26 protein-coding genes are annotated in these 20,801 nt (G+C 66.0%); 12 read left to right on the top strand and 14 right to left on the bottom strand.

Annotation, left to right across the window (positions count from 1 at the left end; translation table 11 throughout):
• Positions 1–18 precede the first annotated feature (18 nt).
• The 3 genes from B4N44_RS05130 to B4N44_RS05120 form a co-directional block, all read right to left on the bottom strand.
• A complete protein-coding gene (locus B4N44_RS05130) occupies positions 19–657 on the bottom strand; it encodes a hypothetical protein (RefSeq protein ID WP_296697544.1) in 639 nt (212 codons plus the stop codon).
• Between the two features lie 147 nt (positions 658–804).
• Positions 805–1,215 carry a PIN domain-containing protein gene (locus B4N44_RS05125; RefSeq protein WP_296697542.1) on the bottom strand — a complete coding sequence of 137 codons (411 nt, stop codon included), beginning with the start codon at positions 1,213–1,215 and terminating at the stop codon, positions 805–807.
• Positions 1,216–1,787: 572 nt separating this feature from the next.
• A complete protein-coding gene (locus B4N44_RS05120; RefSeq protein ID WP_296697540.1) occupies positions 1,788–1,952 on the bottom strand; it encodes an alpha/beta fold hydrolase in 165 nt (54 codons plus the stop codon).
• A gap of 419 nt (positions 1,953–2,371) precedes the next feature.
• Between B4N44_RS05120 and B4N44_RS05115 the strand changes: the two genes are divergently transcribed.
• From B4N44_RS05115 to B4N44_RS05085, 7 genes are all read left to right on the top strand, one after another.
• Positions 2,372–2,695: an antibiotic biosynthesis monooxygenase family protein gene (locus tag B4N44_RS05115; RefSeq protein ID WP_296697539.1), complete on the top strand. Its 324-nt coding sequence runs from the start codon at positions 2,372–2,374 to the stop codon at positions 2,693–2,695.
• A 115-nt stretch (positions 2,696–2,810) separates the two neighbouring features.
• Positions 2,811–4,058: a hypothetical protein gene (locus B4N44_RS05110; RefSeq protein WP_296697537.1), complete on the top strand. Its 1,248-nt coding sequence runs from the start codon at positions 2,811–2,813 to the stop codon at positions 4,056–4,058.
• 94 nt (positions 4,059–4,152) lie between these two features.
• The gene (locus tag B4N44_RS05105; RefSeq protein ID WP_296697536.1) at positions 4,153–4,713 is read left to right on the top strand and encodes a hypothetical protein; all 561 of its coding nucleotides are present in this window, start codon (positions 4,153–4,155) and stop codon (positions 4,711–4,713) included.
• Positions 4,714–4,795: 82 nt separating this feature from the next.
• Positions 4,796–5,311 carry a PH domain-containing protein gene (locus B4N44_RS05100; RefSeq protein WP_296697534.1) on the top strand — a complete coding sequence of 172 codons (516 nt, stop codon included), beginning with the start codon at positions 4,796–4,798 and terminating at the stop codon, positions 5,309–5,311.
• A gap of 35 nt (positions 5,312–5,346) precedes the next feature.
• A complete protein-coding gene (locus B4N44_RS05095) occupies positions 5,347–5,808 on the top strand; it encodes a DUF1810 domain-containing protein (protein WP_296697532.1) in 462 nt (153 codons plus the stop codon).
• Positions 5,809–6,134: 326 nt separating this feature from the next.
• Entirely contained in the window at positions 6,135–6,503 is a 369-nt protein-coding gene (locus tag B4N44_RS05090; RefSeq protein WP_296697531.1) for a helix-turn-helix domain-containing protein, read from the top strand.
• 21 nt (positions 6,504–6,524) lie between these two features.
• Entirely contained in the window at positions 6,525–7,511 is a 987-nt protein-coding gene (locus B4N44_RS05085) for a hypothetical protein (RefSeq protein WP_296697529.1), read from the top strand.
• Positions 7,512–8,168: 657 nt separating this feature from the next.
• Here the strand turns inward: B4N44_RS05085 and B4N44_RS05080 are convergent.
• Positions 8,169–9,740 carry an ATP-binding protein gene (locus B4N44_RS05080; RefSeq protein WP_296697527.1) on the bottom strand — a complete coding sequence of 524 codons (1,572 nt, stop codon included), beginning with the start codon at positions 9,738–9,740 and terminating at the stop codon, positions 8,169–8,171.
• Positions 9,741–10,126: 386 nt separating this feature from the next.
• Between B4N44_RS05080 and B4N44_RS05075 the strand changes: the two genes are divergently transcribed.
• Positions 10,127–10,489, top strand: a complete 363-nt coding sequence (locus B4N44_RS05075; RefSeq protein ID WP_296697526.1) for a transposase — start codon at positions 10,127–10,129, stop codon at positions 10,487–10,489.
• 193 nt (positions 10,490–10,682) lie between these two features.
• Positions 10,683–10,898: a helix-turn-helix domain-containing protein gene (locus B4N44_RS05070; RefSeq protein WP_296697524.1), complete on the top strand. Its 216-nt coding sequence runs from the start codon at positions 10,683–10,685 to the stop codon at positions 10,896–10,898.
• A gap of 308 nt (positions 10,899–11,206) precedes the next feature.
• On the opposite strand, the gene B4N44_RS05065 is transcribed toward B4N44_RS05070, so the two are convergent.
• Complete coding sequence (locus B4N44_RS05065) at positions 11,207–12,142, bottom strand: Gfo/Idh/MocA family protein (protein WP_296697523.1); 936 nt, start codon at positions 12,140–12,142, stop codon at positions 11,207–11,209.
• 127 nt (positions 12,143–12,269) lie between these two features.
• Positions 12,270–12,398: a hypothetical protein gene (locus B4N44_RS05060; protein ID WP_296697521.1), complete on the bottom strand. Its 129-nt coding sequence runs from the start codon at positions 12,396–12,398 to the stop codon at positions 12,270–12,272.
• Between the two features lie 195 nt (positions 12,399–12,593).
• Here B4N44_RS05060 and apaG point away from each other — a divergent pair, with 195 nt between their 5' ends.
• Together apaG and B4N44_RS05050 are read left to right on the top strand one after the other, a co-directional pair.
• Positions 12,594–12,968: a Co2+/Mg2+ efflux protein ApaG gene (gene apaG, locus B4N44_RS05055; RefSeq protein WP_040730330.1), complete on the top strand. Its 375-nt coding sequence runs from the start codon at positions 12,594–12,596 to the stop codon at positions 12,966–12,968.
• Between the two features lie 26 nt (positions 12,969–12,994).
• On the top strand, positions 12,995–13,852 hold the full coding sequence (locus tag B4N44_RS05050; RefSeq protein WP_296697518.1) for a symmetrical bis(5'-nucleosyl)-tetraphosphatase: 858 nt from the start codon (positions 12,995–12,997) through the stop codon (positions 13,850–13,852).
• Here the strand turns inward: B4N44_RS05050 and B4N44_RS05045 are convergent.
• Positions 13,828–14,364: a dihydrofolate reductase gene (locus B4N44_RS05045; protein WP_296697517.1), complete on the bottom strand. Its 537-nt coding sequence runs from the start codon at positions 14,362–14,364 to the stop codon at positions 13,828–13,830. The genes B4N44_RS05050 and B4N44_RS05045 overlap by 25 nt on opposite strands.
• 97 nt (positions 14,365–14,461) lie before the next feature.
• Between B4N44_RS05045 and B4N44_RS05040 the strand changes: the two genes are divergently transcribed.
• Positions 14,462–14,644, top strand: coding sequence for a DUF29 family protein (locus B4N44_RS05040; RefSeq protein ID WP_296697515.1), 183 nt, complete (start codon positions 14,462–14,464; stop codon positions 14,642–14,644).
• An 11-nt stretch (positions 14,645–14,655) separates the two neighbouring features.
• Here the strand turns inward: B4N44_RS05040 and B4N44_RS05035 are convergent, their stop codons facing one another.
• The 7 genes from B4N44_RS05035 to B4N44_RS05005 form a co-directional block, all read right to left on the bottom strand.
• On the bottom strand, positions 14,656–15,621 hold the full coding sequence (locus tag B4N44_RS05035; protein WP_296697513.1) for a helix-turn-helix transcriptional regulator: 966 nt from the start codon (positions 15,619–15,621) through the stop codon (positions 14,656–14,658).
• A gap of 11 nt (positions 15,622–15,632) precedes the next feature.
• A complete protein-coding gene (gene rsfS / locus B4N44_RS05030; protein WP_296697512.1) occupies positions 15,633–15,989 on the bottom strand; it encodes a ribosome silencing factor in 357 nt (118 codons plus the stop codon).
• A gap of 266 nt (positions 15,990–16,255) precedes the next feature.
• Positions 16,256–16,885 (bottom strand): nicotinate-nucleotide adenylyltransferase, encoded by a 630-nt coding sequence (nadD, locus tag B4N44_RS05025; RefSeq protein WP_296697510.1) that lies wholly within the window; start codon positions 16,883–16,885, stop codon positions 16,256–16,258.
• A gap of 58 nt (positions 16,886–16,943) precedes the next feature.
• Positions 16,944–18,218: a glutamate-5-semialdehyde dehydrogenase gene (locus tag B4N44_RS05020; protein WP_296697509.1), complete on the bottom strand. Its 1,275-nt coding sequence runs from the start codon at positions 18,216–18,218 to the stop codon at positions 16,944–16,946.
• Between the two features lie 225 nt (positions 18,219–18,443).
• A complete protein-coding gene (holA, locus tag B4N44_RS05015; RefSeq protein WP_296697507.1) occupies positions 18,444–19,478 on the bottom strand; it encodes a DNA polymerase III subunit delta in 1,035 nt (344 codons plus the stop codon).
• Between the two features lie 24 nt (positions 19,479–19,502).
• Entirely contained in the window at positions 19,503–19,982 is a 480-nt protein-coding gene (lptE, locus tag B4N44_RS05010; RefSeq protein ID WP_296697505.1) for an LPS assembly lipoprotein LptE, read from the bottom strand.
• A 104-nt stretch (positions 19,983–20,086) separates the two neighbouring features.
• Positions 20,087–20,801: class I tRNA ligase family protein (locus tag B4N44_RS05005; RefSeq protein ID WP_296697503.1), on the bottom strand; the 715-nt coding region annotated here is incomplete at its 5' end.

Genomic DNA, 20,801 nt, shown 5'->3' with positions numbered 1-20,801 from the left:
GTCGTTCCGTCGCTTGCCTCAGCCCTGCCCCATGGTTCCGCGCCGCTCCCGGCTGCGCTTGAGCACGGGCCTGGCCTGGTCGAGCACGCGCCCCGTGCGGTCGGCATAGGCGGCGTAGAGCTGGTCGAGCGGCTTGAGCAGATGCCACCCCTTCAGATCGCGTGTCGGCACGCCGAAGCCGAGCCGCATGGGCACGGTTTCGTCCTGCTCCGTGCCGGGGTGCGCGTACTGCACCACGACGACGGCGAGGATGCCGGACGCGGGGTCGGCCTCTCCCCACAGGGTGAGCTGCTCGCCATCGCCGGGGTTGTGGCACGCCAGCTCCAGCTTGTAGTCCTTGTCCTCGATCGGATCGCCCCAGTGATCGGCCTTGGCGTGCGTGATCAGCACCGGCCCGCCGGTCACAAGGATCTCGGCATGGGTGTTGACCATCACGTAGCGGTGGCTCAGGCCGACATCCTCGGCACTCAGGCGCAGTGCCTCGCCGCGCTCGAAATAGCGCGTGGTGCCGAGCCGCATGCGGTGCGCCGGGAGGTGCGCCGGGGTGCGCAACGCCTGGGCGTGGGCGACGGCGGCACCGTCGTTCATCCGCTCTTCGAGTCGGCGGAAGAAGGTCTCGGGGATCGCCGGGAGGAGGGTATCGAGCAGATCGGCCATGCGTGGGTCTCCCGAGGTGGCGGACGGTCGAGGTTTCGCGAGGCCGGATTGTAGCGCGAAAAAGTTTCGCGCAATGGACACATGCCGTTCTCGGATCGGAAGTGACGCGGGGTCGGCACGCGCCATTGCAGGTGCCACGTCTCCCATTCAGGCGGCAGTGGTTCCGTCCGGCGCGGACATCTCCTCTGTGTCGTGTACGCTTCCGCTCGGTGTCGGCTCCACGCGCAGGCGCTCGACCGCCAGGCCGCGTGCCTGCAAGTCCGCGATCAGCGCATCGAAACCGCTGTCCTTGGAGACGATCCGGTATCTCGCCTCGGGGTTGCGTGCGACCAGCTCACCGAGATGGAAGGCCAGGTGGAAGTCGAGCAGGTTCTTGCCCGTATGACGCAGCTTGATGTAGCGACCCCGCGCGCCGAGCGCCTGCATGGCCGCGACCAAGTCGAACGGGAGGCGGTGCTGGTGCGCCCCGACGAACACCGTCACATGGGTGTCCTCGTCGGCCCAGGTCTCCAGGTGCCGCGGCTGGATGCTCTCGTAGTCGATCAGGATGTGGATCATGGGTTAGAACTCCAGGGGCGGACGCCGCGACGCGGCACCGATCATGGTGACCTGCCCGATGGCTCTCCGCCCGCGGTGCTCGGCCCCGAGCAATCCTCAAGGTCGGAACCCGTTGCGGCCAGGACCGCTTCGATCGCGGCGACGACCGTCTCGGGGCGATCCTCCTGGATGAAATGTCCGCTGTCTTGCGCGATGTGCAACCCGCACCGCGGTGAAAGCGCGGCCGTCCGGCACTGGACGTCGAGCCAGAGGGCTTCCCGTTCGGCGGTATCCTCATGATCGGTCGCAACCAGAACGATCAGCGGCACATCAGGGAAGTCCGGACCACTTTTCAGTGCCGCGACGCTCTCGGCGATGCCGGCCGCTTCCCATGCGGATGTCGTCCCCGGCGTGGGTGGCTGCGTCGAGACAAAGACGCCCTCCGGTTCGAGTGGGCTCGACGAATCGACTAGGACGACGCCCGCGGTCTGCTCCGGGAACAGTCGCGCGAACGCCTGGGCATAGAGTCCGCTGAGCGAATGGGCGACCAGGACAATCGGTGCGGCGATGTCCAGGTCGGCGAGGACCGCGCGTCACCGAAGCGCGACATCCTTCGCGAGGACCGGAGCATCGGGCGCGGGGCGACTCGCTCCGATGCCGGGGCGGTCGTAGCGCACGACGCGTGCGCAGCGGGCGATGGAGGGGGCAACCCGGTCCCAGTTGTCCATCTCCCCGCCGAGCCCGGAGAGAAAGACCACGGGGCGGCCGTGCGTTCCTTCGATACGGGTGGAGATCAGGGCCTCCCCGGTTTGCAGCAGCAGATCCTCGGCCTGCGCTGTCTGGAGTCACACGACTGCGCACGTGAGGATCGCAGCGAGGCGTCGCCGGCGGCTTGGCCGCGTTCGGCTTTTGATCGAAAGGGAATGCATCCGGCGCTTGACGAGAGCCATCCCCGACACCGCGATGTTCCGCACGCTGTTATTCTCCGCCATCGATCTGCACCGCGATCCCGGTTGACGCGGCCTGACGCGTATCGCTGATTGTGCCCGCTTCGGTCTTGATGGAGGAGCGGCACGGACCATCTCCGTCTTGGGCAGTTACCATGGCTGGTCTGCCACGCGGCCGGCCAGGCCGGATCGCTTGCTCATTCACTGCCACCGCACGAGGTATTCGATCGATGTTCATCGCCATGAATCGCTTTCGCATCAACCGGGGTTTCGAGGCCGATTTCGAGCGCCTCTGGCGGGAGCGCCAATCCCGGCTCGCGCAGGTGCCGGGCTTCGTGACCTTTCGGCTCCTCAAGGGACCGGAAGACGAAGAGACCACGCTGTATGCCTCTCACACGACTTGGGCCTCGCGCGGTCACTTCGATGCTTGGCGCGAGTCCGAGGCGTTCCATAAGGCCCATGCGCAGGCCAAAGCGCCTCAAGGGACTTATGCGGGCCATCCGGTGCTGGAGCTGTTCGACGTGGTGCTGGAAGAGTCGGGTACCGGAGCCTGATCGGCGCTGCGGATCGCTACCCTTGCCGGAACCGCGCGCGGCCTGCTGTCTAGCGGGTTTATACTGGCTCGATCATTCAACCGCCTGCGGGGTTCACACCGGTGTCGATCGCCTGATGGACCGCTGGCATGACCCCGCCGTCCTTGCCTTGCCGCATCCGGTGCGTGTGGATGCGGCCCTCGGCGCGCCGATCGAAGCATCCTTGCTCGGCGCAGATGCATTGTGCGAACGATTGCGACCGCTGTTCCTGGACCCGTCGGTGACCAGCTCCTGGCTGTTGCGCAACGTGCCCGCGCTGGCGCGGTTGGCCGGGCTGCAGATGAATGCGCCGGCGAGCTACAACCTGGGCACGTTCCTGTTGCTGTTGGCGCGTGCGCGGCTGCGGGTGCATGGGGATCCGATCCTCGCCGTGGCGCCCGCTCTCCAAAGGCTCTTGGGCGCAACGGATCTGACCGAGGGGTTGCCGGTGCGTTTTTTTCGTGCGCCCTACACCATGGTCTACATTGCCTTCCCGCGCCCCTGTGCGCTGAAGGTCTACAATCGAGCGACCGATCTGCACGAACTCGAAGGGGCCTATGTCGGCAGCCATGAGGTGCCGCCCCACCATAGCGGTGGCGAGATCCTGCGCGCGGGCAGCCCGCTGCCGCGTCTGTTGGAGACCACGGCCGCCCTGGGCATCCCGGTGCGGGTGAACACCAATGGCTGGTGGGGGTGCGCCCGCCACATCCGCATCGGCGAGCGGGTGTTCGCCGATGCCGATGCCGTGATCGCTTGGCTCCAGGACGCCGGGGTGGCGGTGCTCGCCTTGAGCTATGATCGTCGCCTCGCGCAGTATCCCGGGCTCTGGCGCTCGGTGGTCGCGGTCATCGAGCACGGCGAGCGGCGCGCTCTGCCCACCGAGCTGATCCTCACGGGGGTCGCTGACAGCGAGGCCGAGATCCTGCCGGCCTGGCTCGAGGCCCGGATCGGACGCCCCTGCGCGCACCTCACCATCATGCAGACGGATCTGGTGGACCTCGGCGGCGCGGCGCGGTGCGATGCGGTGGTCACCCCCCAGGTCGCGGCCGAGCGGCTTCGGCAGACCGACTGTCGATTGCGCGGTTTCTACCGTCCGCACGTCCTGCATGTTGGCCCCGATGGCGGGGTGCGCTCCTGCATGATGGCGGCGGGCGCGGGCTGGCTGGGGAATCTGCATCAGGAGCGTCTGCCGGCGCTCGCGCGGAGCTTCGGCGACAATCCCGTGGTGCGCTGGTTTGCCGCGAACGCAGCGCGCCCCAGCGTGCCCGCTCACGGCCTGTCGGGTCGCCATCCCTGTACCGTGGCGGTTGCGCAGGCTCGGGTCCTCGAGGGGCGTGTGGGGTAATGGCGCCATGGGTGAGGTCCACCCTGGCGTTTCGGTGTACGCTCGACCCATCATGTCACCGCAGGGCCACATTCGAGCCACGACGAGGTCACCCATGCCACTCAGCCAACACGCGGCCGGCTCCCGGTGGGCCGGGTTCCGGCTGCTGATCCCCTGCCTGCTTGTCGCGATGCTGTGCGGACCCCACGGCACGGTTCACGCGGAGGTCTCCACGCCTCCTCCCGTCGATGCCTGCGCGCTGCTGACCCAGGCGGATGTCGAGGCGGTCTATGGCTCGGTTGTCGGCGCGCCCAACCCCAAGTCGACTGGCCGCGCACCCGTCTGGGTGTCAATGTGCAACTTCGACAACGCCCATACCGATGCGCCGATGCTCAGTGTGGGGCTCTTGGTGAAGCCGCATGGCGCGGCTGACCCGGCGCACGCCTACGCGGGCTATGTGGACGAGCTGCGCCGGGCGCTGGGCGAGGTGGCTGTTCCCGTCTCGGTCGAGGGTCTGCCTGGACCGGCTGGTTGGGATGGGGACACCGGCCAGCTCACGCTGTTCGTGGGGCCGTACCAGGTCATCCTGACCAGCCTGGGACGGTTCGCGGGTGATCGTCTGAGCCTGGCAACGCAGCTCGCAGAGCTTGTGGTGGGGCGGTTGAGCTTGCCGTAGCGGATCGACAGGCCCAGCGGCTGGCGCACGCGCTCAACCGTCTATGCGGCTCAATGCATCGCTCCCTTGGAGGGCACGCCCGATGACCCATCACTTCCGACTGGCGCCGATGACGCTCGACGTGCTGGTGCTGACCCTCGTGCTGCTGCTGGTCCCCGTGACCCTCCTGCTGGCGATGCTGCTGCTTTCGCTGGCGCTGCTCGTGCCGCTGCTGGTGATCTGTGTCATCTATGCCTGGGTCTGGCTGCGCTTTCGCCCGCGCGCCTTCATCCTCGACGAGGACGGCTTGGAGGTCGTCTGGCCCCTGAAACGCCGCCGCATCCGCCGTGACCTGATTCGGGAGGCGCGTCTGATCGACCGCCATGCCGTGCGCCGTGATCTGGGCTGGAGATTCCGGCTCGGGGCCGGGGGACTCTGGGGCGCGTTCGGCTGGCTCTGGACGCAACGCCGGGGTCCCGTCCAGTTGTACGTGTCGCGCAGCCGTGATCTGGTCTGGATCGAGCTGGGAGCGGAGCGGCCCTGGCTGATCACGCCGGAGCGCCCCGACGAATTCGTGCGGCTGCTCCAGGGTCAGGATGGCGAGACCGCGCCCTCGTAATCGCGCCCCTGTCCCATCACCGGCGCGACCTCGGCGTGAACCCCACCCTGTCCCCCAACCACGATCCCCGCGACCTGAACCGCTTCCTCCGTGCCCAGGAGCACGACTACACCCGCGCCCTCGCCGAGATCCGCTCGGGCCGCAAGCGCACGCACTGGATGTGGTACATCTTTCCGCAACTCGACGGGCTCGGGTTCAGCGAGACGGCGCGGCGGTATGCGATTCGCGGTCTCGACGAGGCGCGGGCGTATCTCGGCCATCCGGTACTCGGGCTGCGGCTCAGGGCATGCGCCGAGGCCATGCTCGCCGTTCAGGGCCGCACGGCACACGAGATCCTCGGCTCGCCGGATGATCTCAAGCTGCGCTCCTGCGCGACCCTGTTCGCCCAGGTGTCACCCGAGGGGTCGGTGTTTCACCGGCTGATCCAGGTCTATTTCGACGGCAAGCCGGATGCTCGCACGCTGGACCTGCTGGCCTCTCAGGCAGGCCAAGGGTGATGGCGCGGGGTGAGCTACCCCAAGCTCATCATCGCGCCCATGTCCGTCATCTCGAGACCCGCGCCGATCCAGCGGCTGAGCGTCTCTGCCCGAGGTGCGCGAGTCCGCTGGTGCTGCGCACCTTGAAGACTGGGCCGAGAAGCGGGGAGCGGTTCTGGGGGCTCGGCGTTTCCGCGGTGTCGGTTTACGCAGCCGGTGGGATGAGTCGGGTGCGGGGGCTCATCTGGTCGGTCATTGACTTCACGATCTTCCGCCCCCCGCCCTCAGTCAAGGCAGTTGGAGACCGCTCGCGCGACGCCACCACCCAGCTTGCCGGATCGTAAGCCATGTACTATATACAACACATGACATTCGGTGCCTACATCCGTGACCAACGCGAGGCCCGGCGCTCCGCCGACAAGGCGTTCTCGCTGCGCCAGGTCGCCCAGCGCATCGGCGTCGAGCCGGCCTATCTGAGCAAGGTCGAGCGCGAGGAGGTGGCGCCACCGTCGGAGGCGACCATCCGCAAGCTCGCCGCCGAGCTCGATGAGGATGTGGATGTCCTGCTGGCGATGGCCGGCAAGGTCTCGTCAGATCTGCAGGCGATCATCCGGACCCGTCCGCGGCTGTTCGCCGAGGTTCTACGCCAGCTGCGCGAGTGTCCGGACGATGCGATCTTGCGGGTGGTGCGGGAAGTCAGAGATGGCGACTGGTAGATCACTCAAGGGAGTACGTCAATGATCGAGCTCAAGAACGACCGACTCGACTTCAGCTTTCCGAATGTCCATCCCGAGGCGGCTTGCCGGATCGATTTCCAGCGCACCCTGCGGATCCCCGACGACAACCGCGACTACCCTCTTCCGCCGGGATTGGGGTCGTTTCCGTTGCAGCACGTGGATGACTTCAAAGACGCGGTTCCCGCGGACTGGATCCGCCACGGCGGGGTCTTTCTGCCGATGTATCAGGCGGAAGCCTTGTGGATCAACTTCGGCGGGAGCTATCCCTGCGCGGTCAAGATTGCGGCCGGGAAGATCAACGCGGTCACCGGCAAGACTTGGCGCAATCCGCTCGCACGCAAGCGCCAGGATTATGTGGTGGTGCCGGAGCAGCCCTGGCTGGACGGCTTCGCGGTGAGCCGTGGGATGATCCGTCAGTTCGTCGCGATGCCGCTCGGGGCGGGCTATACCGCCGAGGAGCAGCTCACGGGGACCGCCGAGCATGGCGGCGTTCAGATCGTCGTCTATCCGATGAAGGCGGCTGTGTATGAGAAGCTGCGTGCGGCGGAAGCAAGACGGGGCGCTGGGGATGCCCTGATGTGCTGCGATGCGCAGCCCTGCCCATCGATGGGCCTCGCCCCCGGCGGACTGATGCGCCAGGAGATCTACGACGACGACTACGGCGTGGAGGCGTGGGACCAGACCGCCGGCTCACGCTGCTTCGTGCATCTGCTGAACAGCCTGGGGTATCTCTCGGTCACCGGCCATCGACCGCCTCAGCCGCCGCCGACGGCCGCGGATTACACGCGTGCCGGCTTGCCGTGGTTCGAGTACTTCGATGCCGAGCGCAAGGCCCTCGAAGGCGCGGCGAAGCTGGCTGGTCTGGACAGTGTTGCTGCGAAGTCGATCAAGAAGGGAGCCGGGATCATTGCGGACAACGGGCCGATCGGAACGCCGAAGGTCAAGTCGCTCGGGCCAGCGGGAGCGGTGCGCGAGGGGGAGTTTTGAGGGGCTCTGGCGCACGATCTGCCGTCGCGCTTCGCGACCCTCGCCTACGAGCTTGGGCATATCGACTGCGGGTGTGTCGGCCATGACAGTAAGGGCCGCTGGCCCGATCGCTCACGTCTGCAGGTCGAACTCCACGAGACGGAGGCTGAGGCCGTTGCCTGGCTGGTGTGCCAGCGCGACGGGGTTCAGGCGCGCTCGAAAAACGATCTGCGCTCGCTCATCGATCGGGTCGATCTGAGGCAAGTCAGCCTGTACGCGATCCTCGAGACCGCGAATCGAGTGGAATGGCGGACGCAGCCGTTCAAACGTGCATATTGGCTTACGGCGGATCGGCAGTTCCCCTGGGGCGGAAGAGCGATGGCGAACCCGACTTGAAGGCCATTTGGCTAGGGTAGCAGCGGGTGACCGAACTCGCGGCCGGGTCAAATATGCCGATGAGCCCCAAGATTTCAGCGCAAGGTCACCACGGCGCTTGAACAGTTACATAGTGAAAGCCTCTAACTATTTTGGGCGCGGTTATTCTTGCAACGCCGTTCTGTGCGATACAGGGCATCGGATCGAAATCCGGCTATACGGCGGTTTGGAGGATGGGTTTCGCTGACGCTCTCCTCATCTTAGGCCTTAGTCACAGTGTTCAGCGTGTTTCTGAATCGCCACTCAGGCGCGCACCACCTGGATGCATCGCCCTTGCGGACTCACCGTCGTGCTGCTCGCTGTGCGCTCGGCAATCGACGGCTGATCGGCGCGCCGGTCGAAGATCACCAGCCAGCCGGTTTCCAACCCCAGGCCGGCCAGATAGGCGTCCAGTTGGATCAGCCCCTCGGCCAGCGGGTCCGGGGCGCCGTCGCGCCAGACCTTGAGCTCCATCGCCAGGGTCAGCGTGCCGTAGCGCAGGCACAGATCCATCCGCCCCATGCCGATGGCGTATTCGCGCTCCAGGGTGCCGCAGCCGTTGATCACTCGATGCAGAAAGGCCATGAGCACCAAGTGCGGGGCGATCTCGTGATAGGGCGCGCTGCGCAGCAAGGGCTCGCCGTGGCGGCGCCAGAAGGCGAGGAATGACTCCAGCAGTCCCGCGGGATTAAGGCTACCGTCAGTGTTGAGCCAGGTCGGACTGATCTGCGGCAGGGAGGCTTGCGGGGTAAAGGCCAGGGTGCGCGGCAGGACCTCGCGGTAGATCGGATTGGCAACCGTCAGCCCGCCGCTGCCCTGGCGCAGCAAGCCCAGGTCGAGCAGATACTGGATGTCGTCGTCCGGGACGTCGCCCAGAGCGGTGCCGGCGAGCATCGGTTCGATGACGCGGCGTACTCGGGGCTCCCGCAACTTATGAGCGAGCTGATCGAGATGGGTCACGCGCTCCAAGATCATCGCCTCCTTGGCCTGATCGATCAGTGCCGGGGTGATGTGCTGAGTCCGGTCGCGTCCCGCAGGCAGCTCGAAGCAGGCGCGATAGGCCAAGGCATTGACCAGCCAGGGCTGGCCCTGCGTGAGCGCCCAGACCCGCTCCAGCGCCTCGGGCGTGAATACCTGCCCCGTCTCGGCGGTATGCTCCAGCAGCAAGGTCCGCACCTCGTCGGCGCTGAAATCGCCCAATCGCAGCGACTTGGCTTTGATGTTGAAAGCGCTGCCGCCGGTGATGGCCTCGCGCTCGGAGCTGGCATGGATGCGGTAGTCGCGCAGATCGCGCACCCCGCACAGGATCACGGTCTGCGGGAAGCCCTCCGGGCGCTGGGTGTAGCCGGCGCGCACCTGGCGCAGCAGCGAGATCAGGGTATCGCCGATCAGGGCATCGACCTCGTCGAGCAGCAGTACAACCGGCTGTGGACTCTGGAGGCACCAGCGTTCCAGCAAGGCGTTCAACACACCCTCGGCCCCGTGCGCCGGCCAGACCTCCTCGGTCCATGCGTAGAGCCGTTCCTCGCCCAGATCACGCCGCGCGGCAGCGCCGATGGCCCCGCAGATGGCCCGCATGCCGCGCGCCACATCCTCGCGCGCGGTCTGCGCAATCTCCAGATTGACATAAACCGCCCGATAGCGACCCTCGCGATTCAGATGCTCGGCCAGCGCCAGCAGACAGGTGGTCTTGCCGGTCTGGCGCGGGGCATGGAGCAGGAAGTATTTCTTCTGCTCGATCAGGCGGAGGATCTCGTCGAGATCCCAGCGACTCAGCGGCGGCAGACTGTAATGATCCGCAGGGCGAATCGGCCCTTCTGTGTTGAAGAAACGCATCTCGGGGTCTCCTGCCGTCGGGAAATCGATCCAATCAGGATACCCCGGTTCATGTCCCGGGCCCGCACCCGCGCGATCGACCGCTCCTGCGCGCCGGTGACCGGAGTCAGCCGCGAGCGGCGAGCCTCCAGCCACGGCGCCGGCCAATCACACGAGTGGTCCAGAGCGGAAATCCTAATGCCGTTTGTCAGGTTAATGCGACATGATTTGGAACAGTTTAACTTTCCTCTGCTTTCACCTGTTCACCATGGCCCGCTGCGCTGCTGTCCCCGTCGATCTGTCTACGAAACATCGCCACCGTCTTGAAGCCATCGTGCGACAACACCATGCGGCGCAGAGCGTGGTGATGCGTGCCACGCGCTCGCCCGAACCCCTAGCATCTCGTGATGGACAACCCCAACGTTCATTGCTCCCAAGCGATCCTGCGTGTGGTTGCCGAGGCCATCGGCGTCAACGGTGACCTCGGCCTCAAAGGCAAGTGCGGCATTCTCGAAGCGATGGCGACGCGTGAGACGTTCCTCCGCGACCCCAGCTACCGCATGGTCGTCCACTTCACCCCCAAGCATGCGTCTTGGCTCAACCAGATCGAGATGCGGTTCTCGATCCTCGCGCGCAAAGTCATCGGTCGCGGCAATTCCACCTCGGTGGAGGATCTGAATGCGACAATCTCCAGCTTCATCGACGTCTTCAACAAGACCATGGCCAGGCCCTTCCGATGGACCTATCAGGGCAAGCCCTTGGCGGCCTAGGCGCTCAAACGGTCTCGGGATTTCTACAGCGGACCATTAGAAAGCGGACGGAGCCCCCAGGCCGAGACGCGGTTCAGCGACCCATCGGAATCACGGCTCGGCGCTGGACGGCAAAGCTTCGCCCCGGTGTCCCACGGCAACGCGCCCGCTTGCCGAGCGTTTCCGTTCCAACCGGCCTACGAGGAGACCGCAAGTGCAACCCGAGAAGAATTCCGACCACGAGTTCCCGGCCCTCTTACTCGGGGTGCGCCGGGACGGCGTGACCAAGGCCGCGACGGCGCTGCAGCAGCACCATCTGATTCACTATAGCCGCGGCGACATCCGGGTTCTCGACCGGGGCGGCCTGCAAGCCGCAGCCTGCGCCTGTTACGGAGAGTCGGAATCCATTTACGACCGATTCCCGGGCTGAGAGGGGACATGTCACCCGCAGCGATCCGGAGTCGTGCAAGGCCGGGGCGACGCGTGCAGGCACTCGCTGCGGCAGAAGGTTCCGGCGCAAGGACATCGTCATGCTCGCCCGGCAGCAGCAAGGGTCACTGTGCGGGCGATTGATCCGGCGAGATGCAGGGAGCCGAACGGATGCCGACGGATGCCGCGCCCGGACTCGGCTTAAAATAATATATTTTTTAATATCTTAAACTGAACCGACTCCAACACTCGTCAAGTCCGCCGAGGCCGCTCCCATCCAACAACACCGCATATCGCGCCGGGCGCGGTTTAATGCCCGGTGCGGGCACGCACTTCCAGCGCGACTTCGAGCGCATTCAGCCCCGTCTGCCCGTCCACCAGCGGAGGGCATCCCTCGCGGATACAGCGCACGAACTCGGCGAGCTCCAGATCCAGCGGCTTCACCGGCTCGACACGGATGCGCTCGCGGGAGATTTCCGGGCGTGCGGAACCTGCAGTGGTGCGGGGCGCGGCGATATCGATGGTCTGCTCGATGAAGTCCAGCGAGAGGTAGCTGCCCGGCTGGAAGACCCGGATCCGGCGCGTGGTCTTCTCCGAGACGCGGCTGGCCACGACGTTGGCGACGGTCCCTTGGTCGAACTCCAATCGGGCACTCGCGATATCCACGTGATCCGTCAGCACCGAGGCACCTACGGCGGAGATGTTCGCGATTCGGCCGCCGACCAACGCGAGGATGATGTCGATGTCGTGGATCATGAGGTCGGAGACCACGTCGACATCGGTCGCACGCTCGGTGAATCCGCCCATCCGTTGGGCCTCGATATAGACAGGCGCGTGGATGCGCTGCGCGAGCGCCATGACCCCGGCGTTGAATCGCTCGACATGACCGATCTGCAGGATGGCATGATGCTCGCGCGCCAGTCGGACGATCTCGATCCCGTCGGCCAGACTCGCCGCGATCGGCTTTTCGAGCAGGACCGGAATGCCGCGCGAGAGGAAAGGCGTTGCCGCCTCCAGATGCGCGGTCGTCGGCACCACGATGCTGACCGCGTCGACCCGCTCGAGGACATCCTCGATCCGCGCATAGGCGGCACATCCGGCCTCGGCAGCGACCGCAGCGGCGCGGGCCGGGTCGACGTCGACCACGCCCGCCAGCTCGACATCCGGCATGCGCGAATAGATGAGGGCATGGAAGCGCCCCAGATAACCGACACCGATGACGGCGACGCGGAGTTTATCGGACATAGGCTGCTACCGGATGCGTTGTTGAGCCTCGGAGATTCTCCGGGACAGGCCGTCGGCGTGCAGCCTACGGCGCTCCCTGCAGAGAATCGGTTGATATCGCTGTCGATCCTCCCGGACGGCGTCGTCTTCAGCCGCCGAAATCGTTCGGCGCAACTGCCTGCTTGGCGATCGGAGTGCGTTCGACATCCGAGTAGAGCCCGATCTGATACGCCAGAGTGGCTGCCATCCCGATGATCGCAAAGGCGATCACCAACACCACGAGATCGGGCTTGGGAGGAGATGACTTGGGACGCATCGATAAACCGACCTGATGTTGCGACTCTGGCTGCGTGGCTCGCTGTCCTTGCGGGACACCGAAATGGAGTGGGGCTGCGATGCGCCTGGATCGCGCGACTGGCCCATGTGTATTATCACGCGATCAGATGCGCTTGTCTGCGACGTGGAGGTTCAGGTGAAAGAGTTTTCGATCAAGATTTCGGCCAATAGTCAGTACCAACCGGAACGGTCTTCCCCGGGAGAAGGGCGTTATGTGTTCGCCTATACGATCGTGATCGAGAATCACGGCGACCAATCGGCACGCCTGCTCGATCGGCACTGGATCATTACCGACGCGGACGGCAAGGCCCAAGAGGTCAGGGGAGAGGGTGTCGTCGGGGAGCAACCACACCTGAAACCGGGTGAGCGTTTCGAGTACACCAGCGGCACCATCATCGCCACCCCGATCGGCAGCATGCATGGCAGCTACGGCATGATCGGCGATGACGGGACCCGCTTCGATGCCGATATCCCGGCCTTCTCGTTGGCGTCCGCAATGACCATTCACTGAGCCGGACTGCCGGGACCGAGGCGACCATGTCCATCTATGCCGTCGGCGACATCCAGGGGTGCTATCGGGAGCTGAGGCAATTGCTCGACAGGCTCCGGTTCGATCCCGGCGTCGACCGACTCTGGCTCGTCGGTGACCTGGTCAATCGCGGGCCTGAATCGCTCGCCGTGCTGCGGTTCGTGCACGATCTGGACGATCGCGCCGTCACCGTCCTCGGCAACCACGATCTGCATCTCCTCGCGTTGGCCGAGGGCAATACCCGGCACGCCGGCAAGAGCACGCTCGAGGCGGTGCTGCGGGCGCCGGACCGCGACGCGCTCCTGCACTGGCTGCGCCATCGCCCACTCCTGCATCGGGATCCGGAGCTGGGCTTCACCATGATCCACGCCGGTCTGCCGCCGCAATGGAGCCTTGCGGACGCAGAGGCCCGCGCGCACGAGCTTGAGTCGGCCCTGCGCGGCCCGGATTACCGCACTTATCTGATGGCGATGTACGGCAACAAGCCGAAACGCTGGTCGCCCGACCTGACCGGCATCGAGCGTCTGCGGTTCATCACCAACTGTCTCACCCGACTGCGGTTCTGCGCGTTGGACGGCGCCCTTGCCCTGGGCGAGAAGGGCGAGATCGGCAGCCAAGCGGCCGGGCGTCTGCCCTGGTTTCGGATGCCGGATCGGCGCACCCGCGATGACCGGATCATCTTCGGCCACTGGTCCACCATCGGCTATCTCGCCGAGCACAACGTCTGGGGGCTGGACAGCGGCTGTCTCTGGGGCGGCGCGCTGACGGCGATCCGGATCGACAGCCCCAACGACGGAGACGAAAAGAGGCCGATCACACCCATCCAGCTCGACTGCGTGGGCTATCTGCGGCCCGGATCGAAGTGAACAAGCCGGCGACGCAGCTCCAGAAAGGTCATGGCGTAGGCGTTGCGCTCGTCGGCCGGACGCTCGACCCGGCTCACCTCGGCCCAAGCCGCCGGATCCCAGCGCGGAAACCAAGCATCGCCCTCGATAGCGGCATGCACCAGGGTCAAATAGAGACCGTCCGACCGCGGGAGTGTCTCCGCATAGAGCGCCGCCCCGCCGACGATCAACAGCTCGGGCACCGGCCCGGCCGCCTCGATCGCGGCATCCAGAGAATCTACGACGAGACAGCCGTCCGGACGAAAGGCCGGATCACGCGACAGAACGATGTGGCGTCGACGCGGCAAGAGCCCGGGCAAGGACTCCCAGGTCCGTCGCCCCATGACGATCGTCTTGTCGAGCGTCAGCTGCTTGAAGTGGCCCAGGTCGGCCGGTAGATGCCAAGGGAGTCGATTCTCTCGACCGATCACGCCGTCCTCCGCGATCGCGGCGACCAGACAGAGTAGCGGGGCTGGGCGTGAGGTCGATGTCATGGCGGATCACCTTGTCTGACTTCGCGTTCTTTGCGCCTTGGCGCCTTGGCGATTCTAATCATACCTGCACCGCCGCAGCCATTCCCCGAGGACACCGATGGAGAGCACCTACGACGCGGACTTCTACGCCTGGGCCAACACCCAAGCCGCGCTCCTGCGCAGCGGACGGATCGACCAGGCCGACATCGAGCACATCGCCGAGGAGACCTTTCCGCCGGCCTGCCCCTTCACCATCGAGCAGATCCTGAACGAGGATGTTCCGGGCGACGAGCCGCGGTAGCTCCGAACGCATCATCCGTAGCGTGCGAGCGCGGCAGCGAGACGATCCCGAACCAGATCGCGCAGGATCGCCGGCTCGACGACCTCGACATCCGGCCCATACCTGAGCACATCCATCGTCAGCTCAAGCGCGTTGCTGTAGGGGATGCGCAGCTCGTAGCGCCCGTCCTCCAGGAATCGCCCCGCCTGATCCCGATGCCAGTGCTCCTTCGCGACCCAGCGGGCGAGCTCCGGGCTGAATCGCAGCACCGCCGTCTGCTGCGGTGTGCCGGCGAAGATCCCGTAGGAGACGGCGAAGTGTCGATCGAGCTCCTCGTCCGCCACCGGCAAGGCCGTCGCGGACAGAGGAAGCGCGGCCTCGATCGCATCCAAGGCGAAGGTCCGCAGACCCTCGCGCAGATGACACCAGGCGTCGAGATACCAGTTGTCGCGATAATAGGTGAGACGCTGGGGCGAGACCTCGCGCTCGCTGTGCCGAGCGTCGCCGCGATTGAAATAGCGGATCCAGAGCCGTTGAGGTTGAGCCAAGGCGCCGGCGACCGTCTGAAAGTGGCGACCGCCGCGACGCGCGCCCACCTGCATGATGCGCACCCGTGCCGAGAGCCCGTCGAAACCGGGACGTTGCAGCTCGAGCAGATCGCCGATGCGTTTCTGCAGCGGCTTGAGATGCGGATCGAGCAGACCAGGCTCGACGCTGGTCAAGAGCTGCTGCACCGTCAGCAGGGCATGCAGCTCGGAGGCGTTGAACCAAAGACCGGGCAGCTCGTACATGGCGCCGTCGGCCGGATCGTATTTGTAGCCATTGTGATCCCGGTCGTAGACGATCGGGGCGTTCAAGTGCAGACGCATGTCCTCGATGAGACGCGTGATGGTCGCGCGCGAGCACTCGAGTGCCTCCTGCAATCGCTGCCGCGAGACCGGATGTCGAGCCGCCTGAAGGATGCGGTTGAGCTCGAAGATCCGGTCGAAGCGGTCCACCGGATCGGCCTCTAAACGGGAACGGCGGCGACCTTCGCAACCGCAGTCGGTGCGGCCCAGAGCTTTTCGAGGTTGTAGAAGTCGCGCACCTTGGGGAGCATGACATGCACCACGACCCCGTTCAGGTCCACCAGCGCCCACTCGCCCTCGGTGACGCCCTCCATCCCCAGCGGGGTCTCGCCCGCCTCCTTCGACTTATAGGCCACGGTCTCCGCGATGGCCTTCACATGCCGATCCGAGGTGCCGGAGGCGACGATCATATAGTCCGTGATGGCGGTCTTGCCCCGCACGTCCATCACCTCGATGTCGCGGGCCTTCATGTCGTTCAGGGTCTCGACGACCAGTTCCCGAAGTGTCTCAAGCTGCATGCGATCTCCTCTGCTTATGAATTAAACCGTGCCCAGCGCGCTGTGCGATATTTTTCGACGGGATCGGCCCCGAAAGACTTGACGAGCGCCGGAGCTGGCACGGTTTAGGATCTTAAAGTCGCTCTGGACGCGGTTTAGGGGCGCGACACGAGCGGTCGCAAGGGGATTTGCGTCGCACCGCGAGCCGCGGCGACGACCATACCCCCTTGGCCGGATCCGAGGGGCGACGGTGCAAACGTAGCCCTTCGGGTCGGCGGGCCTCCGGCTCACCGATACAAACCTTCCGCCCCGATGATCGAGATCACCGTATCGGGCAGGAGCCAGCGCGGACTGTGCCCCTGGCGGATCAGCTCGCGCACACGGGTTGCCGAGACAGCGATCTGGGTCACCTCCTGAAAGAGGATGCGGCCGGCCGGCGTCTCGGCCAAGTCCTCGTCCCGGTCACGGATATGTCCCCTGCAGAACGCCTGCAGGGCAGAATCGAGCGCGTCGGACGCGCCCGGGCGCCGCATCACCACGAGATGGGCCAAGTCCAGGATGTCGGCCGGGCGATGCCAGTCCAGGAAGCCCGCAAAGGCGTCGGCGCCGATCAACAGACACAAGGGACGTTCCCGGCCCAGCTCGGCGCGCAGCGAGATCAGGGTGTCGTAGGTGTAGGAGCCGCCCGGTCGCTCGATCTCGCGAGCGTCCGCGACGAATCCCGGCTGTCCGGCGATCGCGGCCTCCAACATGGCCAGGCGCTGCGCCGAGGAGGCGACGGGCGGCGCACGGTGCACCGCGACATTGAGCGGAACAAGCCGGATCTCGTCCAGGCCGAGCGCCTGGAGACAATCGAGCGCCGGGCGCAGATGTCCAAAATGGACGGGGTCGAACGTGCCGCCGAGGATGCCGATCATCGAGGCGTCGAGGTGCGACCGACAGACGAATACACACCACCGCGAAATCCCTCGACCATCAGGTGCGGACCTCGCCGTTGCCCAGCACCACGAACTTCACCGAGCTCAGACCCTCGAGTCCGACCGGGCCGCGTGCATGAAACTTGTCGGTGCTGATCCCGATCTCAGCACCCAGTCCGTACTCGAACCCGTCGGCAAAGCGCGTGGAGGCGTTGACCATGACGGAACTGGAATCGACCTCGCGCAGGAAACGTCGGGCTCGGCTGTAGTCCTCCGTGACGATCGCATCCGTATGGGCCGAGCCGTGCGCGGCGATGTGATCCATCGCCGCATCGAGCCCGGAGACGACCCGGATGGCGAGGATCGGGGCCAGATACTCGGTGTCCCAGTCGGCCTCGGTCGCGACGATCGTCTCGGGCAGGATCTCGCGGGTGCGCGCACAGCCCCGCAGCTCGACACCTTTCTCGCGATAGCCGGCAGCCAGGCGCGGCAGGATGGTCGCCGCGACGGACTCGTCCACCAAGAGGGTCTCCATGGTGTTGCAGGTGCCGTAGCGCTGCGTCTTGGCGTTCATGGCGATGTCGAACGCCTTGTCGAGATCCGCATGGGCGTCGATGAAGACATGACAGATCCCGTCGAGATGCTTGATGACCGGGACCCGCGCATCGCGGCTGATCCGCTCGATCAGACCCTTGCCGCCGCGCGGGATGATGACGTCGACGAACTCGGGCATGGCGATCATCGCCCCGACCGCCGCGCGATCGGTCGTGGCGACCACCTGCACGCCGTCGGCGGGTAGACCGGCCTCGACCAGACCCTGCTCGATGCAGGCCGCGATCGCCTGGTTCGACTCGAAGGCCTCGGAGCCACCGCGCAACAGGGTTGCGTTGCCTGATTTGAGACAGAGCCCGGCGGCATCCGCGGTCACGTTCGGCCGCGACTCGTAGATGATGCCGACGACACCCAGCGGCACGCGCATGCGCCCGACCTGAAGACCGGACGGGCGGTAATCCAGATCCGTGATGGCGCCGATCGGATCCGGCAGCGTGGCGATTTGACGCAGGCCCTCGATCATGGTGTCGACACGGCCCTCGGTGAGCTCGAGCCGATCCAGCAGCGCGGCATCCAGACCCTTGGCCGCACCCTGCTCGAGATCGATCCGGTTTGCGGCGGCGATCGCGTCGCGGCGGCGATCGATCGCGTCGGCGATCGCCGACAGGGCATCGTTCTTCTGGCGGGTCGTCGCCCGCGCCAAAACGCGCGACGCGACACGGGCGCGGCGTCCAAGGTCAGCCATGTAGGCGTCGATATCGGTGATCTGTCGTTCGCTCATCTCGAACCTAAAGCGCGCTCAGCGCGGTATGCGATGTTTTTGGATGGGAGCGGCCCCGACAGACTTGACGAGCGTTGGAGCCGGCGCGGTTTAAGTCTAGCTATCCGGGATCAGTTTAAGACGGCGCCCCGGGTCTGTATAGCCGAAAAGGGGCCCGAAAAGAGGCTATAGAACAGACGGGAGCGGTCGCTGCGTGGACACCGAGACGACCCGGCCGAACCCGCCTCAGCGCTGCGGGATCGGCCGACCCGCCCGAAAACCGCCGGCGGCCAAGGCATCGGCGACTACGGCCAGGCGATGCCAAGGGTCGCCGACGGCAAGTCCTTTGATCGACTGATCGATCAGCGAGCACTGATGGAGCAACGCGCGCAGCAGGCTCGGCGAGAGACGCGACAGGGCGCGCTCCATTGCCGCAAGACGTTGCGGAGGCATGCGCGCATCCCCGCCACCCGGTGCACGCGCGCCGCCCGCGCGCGCTCCAGCCGCTTCGGCCAGGGTCCGAAACTCCCGCGCCAAGACCCAGAGGACCAGGACATCCGCGGTCCCTTCGGCACGCAGAACCGCGAGTACGCGCTGGGTTCGAGCGCGGTCTCCGGACAAGGCCGCGTCGGTGAGCGAAAAGAGGTCGAAGCGCGCACTGTCGGCGAGGTTCCCGAGCAGATCGTCGAGTGCGAGCGGCCCCGGATCACGCAGCAGACGCTGCTTCTCGATCTCCTGCACGGCTGCCAGCAGATTGCCCTCGGCACGCTCGGCCAGCAGCTCGGCCACACCCGGCCCCGGCTGCAGCCCGATCGACTGCAGACGCTGCCCGAGCCACTGCACCAGCTCGCGCCCCTTCAGGGGCCAGACCTGCACCAGCGCACCGACCGACTCGACCCGTTTGGCCCATTGACTCAGCAGCTCCTTGCGGTCCAGCTCGGGCGCGATGATCAGAAGCAGGTTGTCCGGACAGGGTCGATCGCAATAGGCGCGCACCGCAGCCCCCCCGTCCTTGCCGAGCTTCGCCGTACCGATGCGCAGCTCGATGAGCTTGCGCGAGGAGAAGAGGGACATGGCATCGGCCGAGGCGGCCAGGGCGTGCCAGTCGAATGCGGCGTCCTGATCCAGGACCTCGCGCTCGGCGAAACCCTGACGGCGGGCCGCCTCCCGGACCAGACGCGCCGCCTCGCCAAGCTGGTAGGGCTCGTCGCCGCAGACCAGGTAGACCGGGGCCAGACCGCGGGACAAGGCATCTTGGAGCTGGTTGAAGCGCAGGCGCATGGCTCGGGATTCGGGCCGATCGGATCAGAACAGCGTCACACGCAGACGCATCAGGATCCGGTCCGCGGCGTCGCGCGCGAAATCCTGATAGATCAGTGCCTCTTCGAGCTGTTTGCCGAGGACCTCCACATCGGGATTGTCGAAGTTGCGTATCAGATCGAGCGACTGGCCCGGCACCTTCTGGACCCCGTCGGGCGTGACGGCGTCGTAGCTCACCAGATAGTGAAGCTCGTAGGCCAGGACGCGACCGCCCGAGTCGACGGCCACCACTTGCGAATACCGACTCTCCGAGAGGATGCGCAGAATCAGGTTGGCCTCGCCCGCCGTGGCCGCCAGGACGACATCGCCGCCCGCGAGCTGATCGACGAGGGCTGCGCGTACCGGCGAGTTGCCGGCGGCCTGGATGTAGACCGGATTCAGCTCGGCCGGGATCTCCACGACACCCCGCAAGCGAAAACCGCAGCCGAGCTGAGCAAGACAGACCAGACCCAGGACCAGGAGCATGGCGGGGCGGCCCCACGCCACGGAGCGAGCGCGCGACGCATCACCGAGCCGTCCGGCGGCCGGGGCTTGAACGCATATCTCGGATCGGCCGGTGGGCATCGGCATCAGTTGGCGACGATGTTGACGAGCTTGTTCGGAACCACGATGACCTTGCGCACCGTGGCCTCGCCGATGAAACGGCGCGCGTTCTCGCTCGCCAGCGCGGCGGCCTCGATGGTCGCGCGATCCGCGTCGGCGGGAACCTTCACGGTATCGCGCAGCTTGCCGTTGACCTGTACCACATAGTCGATCGTCGACTGCACGAGTGCCGCGGCGTCGACCTCGGGCCAGGTCGAGGCGAGGATGTCTTCGCCGAACCCCAGCTCGCGCCACAGATGATGGGTGATATGGGGCGCGATCGGTGCGAGGAGCCGCAGCACGATCGCCAAACCCTCGCGCAAAACGGCACCGCGGGCGGGCGAGTCCGGGTCGAGCTTGTAGAGGACATTGACCAAGGTCATGCAGCCCGAAACGACCGTATTGAACTGCTGGCGCTCGTAGTCGAATCGCGCCTTTTTGAGCACGTTATGGATCTCGCGTCGGGCCTCGCCGGCCGCCTCGTCGAGATCGCTCGCCGCCGGATCGGCGGCGCCCCGGATGCTGTCCGCCTCGGACGTGGCCAGCCACCAGAGCCGCTTGAGGAAACGGAAGGCACCCTCGACGCCCTCGTCGTTCCATTCGAGCGACTGCTCGGGCGGGGAGGTGAACATGGTGTAGAGCCGCACCGTATCGGCGCCGTAGCGCTCGGTCAGGATCTGCGGATCGACGCCGTTGTTCTTG

The organism is Thiocapsa sp. UBA6158 (assembly GCF_002423035.1).
GTDB lineage: Bacteria > Pseudomonadota > Gammaproteobacteria > Chromatiales > Chromatiaceae > Thiocapsa.
The sequence above is the reverse complement of the archived record's forward strand: the minus strand, read 5'-3'. Positions and strand labels throughout refer to the sequence as shown.

Excerpts from the sequence above, each read along its gene's own strand:
- lptE (WP_296697505.1), bottom strand. The coding sequence starts at position 19,982 with ATGCTCCTGGTCCTGGGTCTGGTCTGTCTTGCTCAGCTCGGCTGCGGT.
- B4N44_RS05020 (WP_296697509.1), bottom strand. The coding sequence starts at position 18,218 with ATGAGCGAACGACAGATCACCGATATCGACGCCTACATGGCTGACCTT.
- B4N44_RS05110 (WP_296697537.1), top strand. The coding sequence starts at position 2,811 with ATGGACCGCTGGCATGACCCCGCCGTCCTTGCCTTGCCGCATCCGGTG.
- rsfS (WP_296697512.1), bottom strand. The coding sequence starts at position 15,989 with ATGCAGCTTGAGACACTTCGGGAACTGGTCGTCGAGACCCTGAACGAC.
- B4N44_RS05045 (WP_296697517.1), bottom strand. The coding sequence starts at position 14,364 with ATGACATCGACCTCACGCCCAGCCCCGCTACTCTGTCTGGTCGCCGCG.
- B4N44_RS05050 (WP_296697518.1), top strand. The coding sequence starts at position 12,995 with ATGTCCATCTATGCCGTCGGCGACATCCAGGGGTGCTATCGGGAGCTG.
- B4N44_RS05125 (WP_296697542.1), bottom strand. The coding sequence starts at position 1,215 with ATGATCCACATCCTGATCGACTACGAGAGCATCCAGCCGCGGCACCTG.
- B4N44_RS05040 (WP_296697515.1), top strand. The coding sequence starts at position 14,462 with ATGGAGAGCACCTACGACGCGGACTTCTACGCCTGGGCCAACACCCAA.
- B4N44_RS05085 (WP_296697529.1), top strand. The coding sequence starts at position 6,525 with ATGATCGAGCTCAAGAACGACCGACTCGACTTCAGCTTTCCGAATGTC.
- B4N44_RS05130 (WP_296697544.1), bottom strand. The coding sequence starts at position 657 with ATGGCCGATCTGCTCGATACCCTCCTCCCGGCGATCCCCGAGACCTTC.
- B4N44_RS05115 (WP_296697539.1), top strand. The coding sequence starts at position 2,372 with ATGTTCATCGCCATGAATCGCTTTCGCATCAACCGGGGTTTCGAGGCC.
- B4N44_RS05075 (WP_296697526.1), top strand. The coding sequence starts at position 10,127 with ATGGACAACCCCAACGTTCATTGCTCCCAAGCGATCCTGCGTGTGGTT.
- nadD (WP_296697510.1), bottom strand. The coding sequence starts at position 16,885 with ATGATCGGCATCCTCGGCGGCACGTTCGACCCCGTCCATTTTGGACAT.
- B4N44_RS05080 (WP_296697527.1), bottom strand. The coding sequence starts at position 9,740 with ATGCGTTTCTTCAACACAGAAGGGCCGATTCGCCCTGCGGATCATTAC.
- B4N44_RS05105 (WP_296697536.1), top strand. The coding sequence starts at position 4,153 with ATGCCACTCAGCCAACACGCGGCCGGCTCCCGGTGGGCCGGGTTCCGG.
- B4N44_RS05100 (WP_296697534.1), top strand. The coding sequence starts at position 4,796 with ATGACCCATCACTTCCGACTGGCGCCGATGACGCTCGACGTGCTGGTG.
- B4N44_RS05065 (WP_296697523.1), bottom strand. The coding sequence starts at position 12,142 with ATGTCCGATAAACTCCGCGTCGCCGTCATCGGTGTCGGTTATCTGGGG.
- holA (WP_296697507.1), bottom strand. The coding sequence starts at position 19,478 with ATGCGCCTGCGCTTCAACCAGCTCCAAGATGCCTTGTCCCGCGGTCTG.
- B4N44_RS05090 (WP_296697531.1), top strand. The coding sequence starts at position 6,135 with ATGTACTATATACAACACATGACATTCGGTGCCTACATCCGTGACCAA.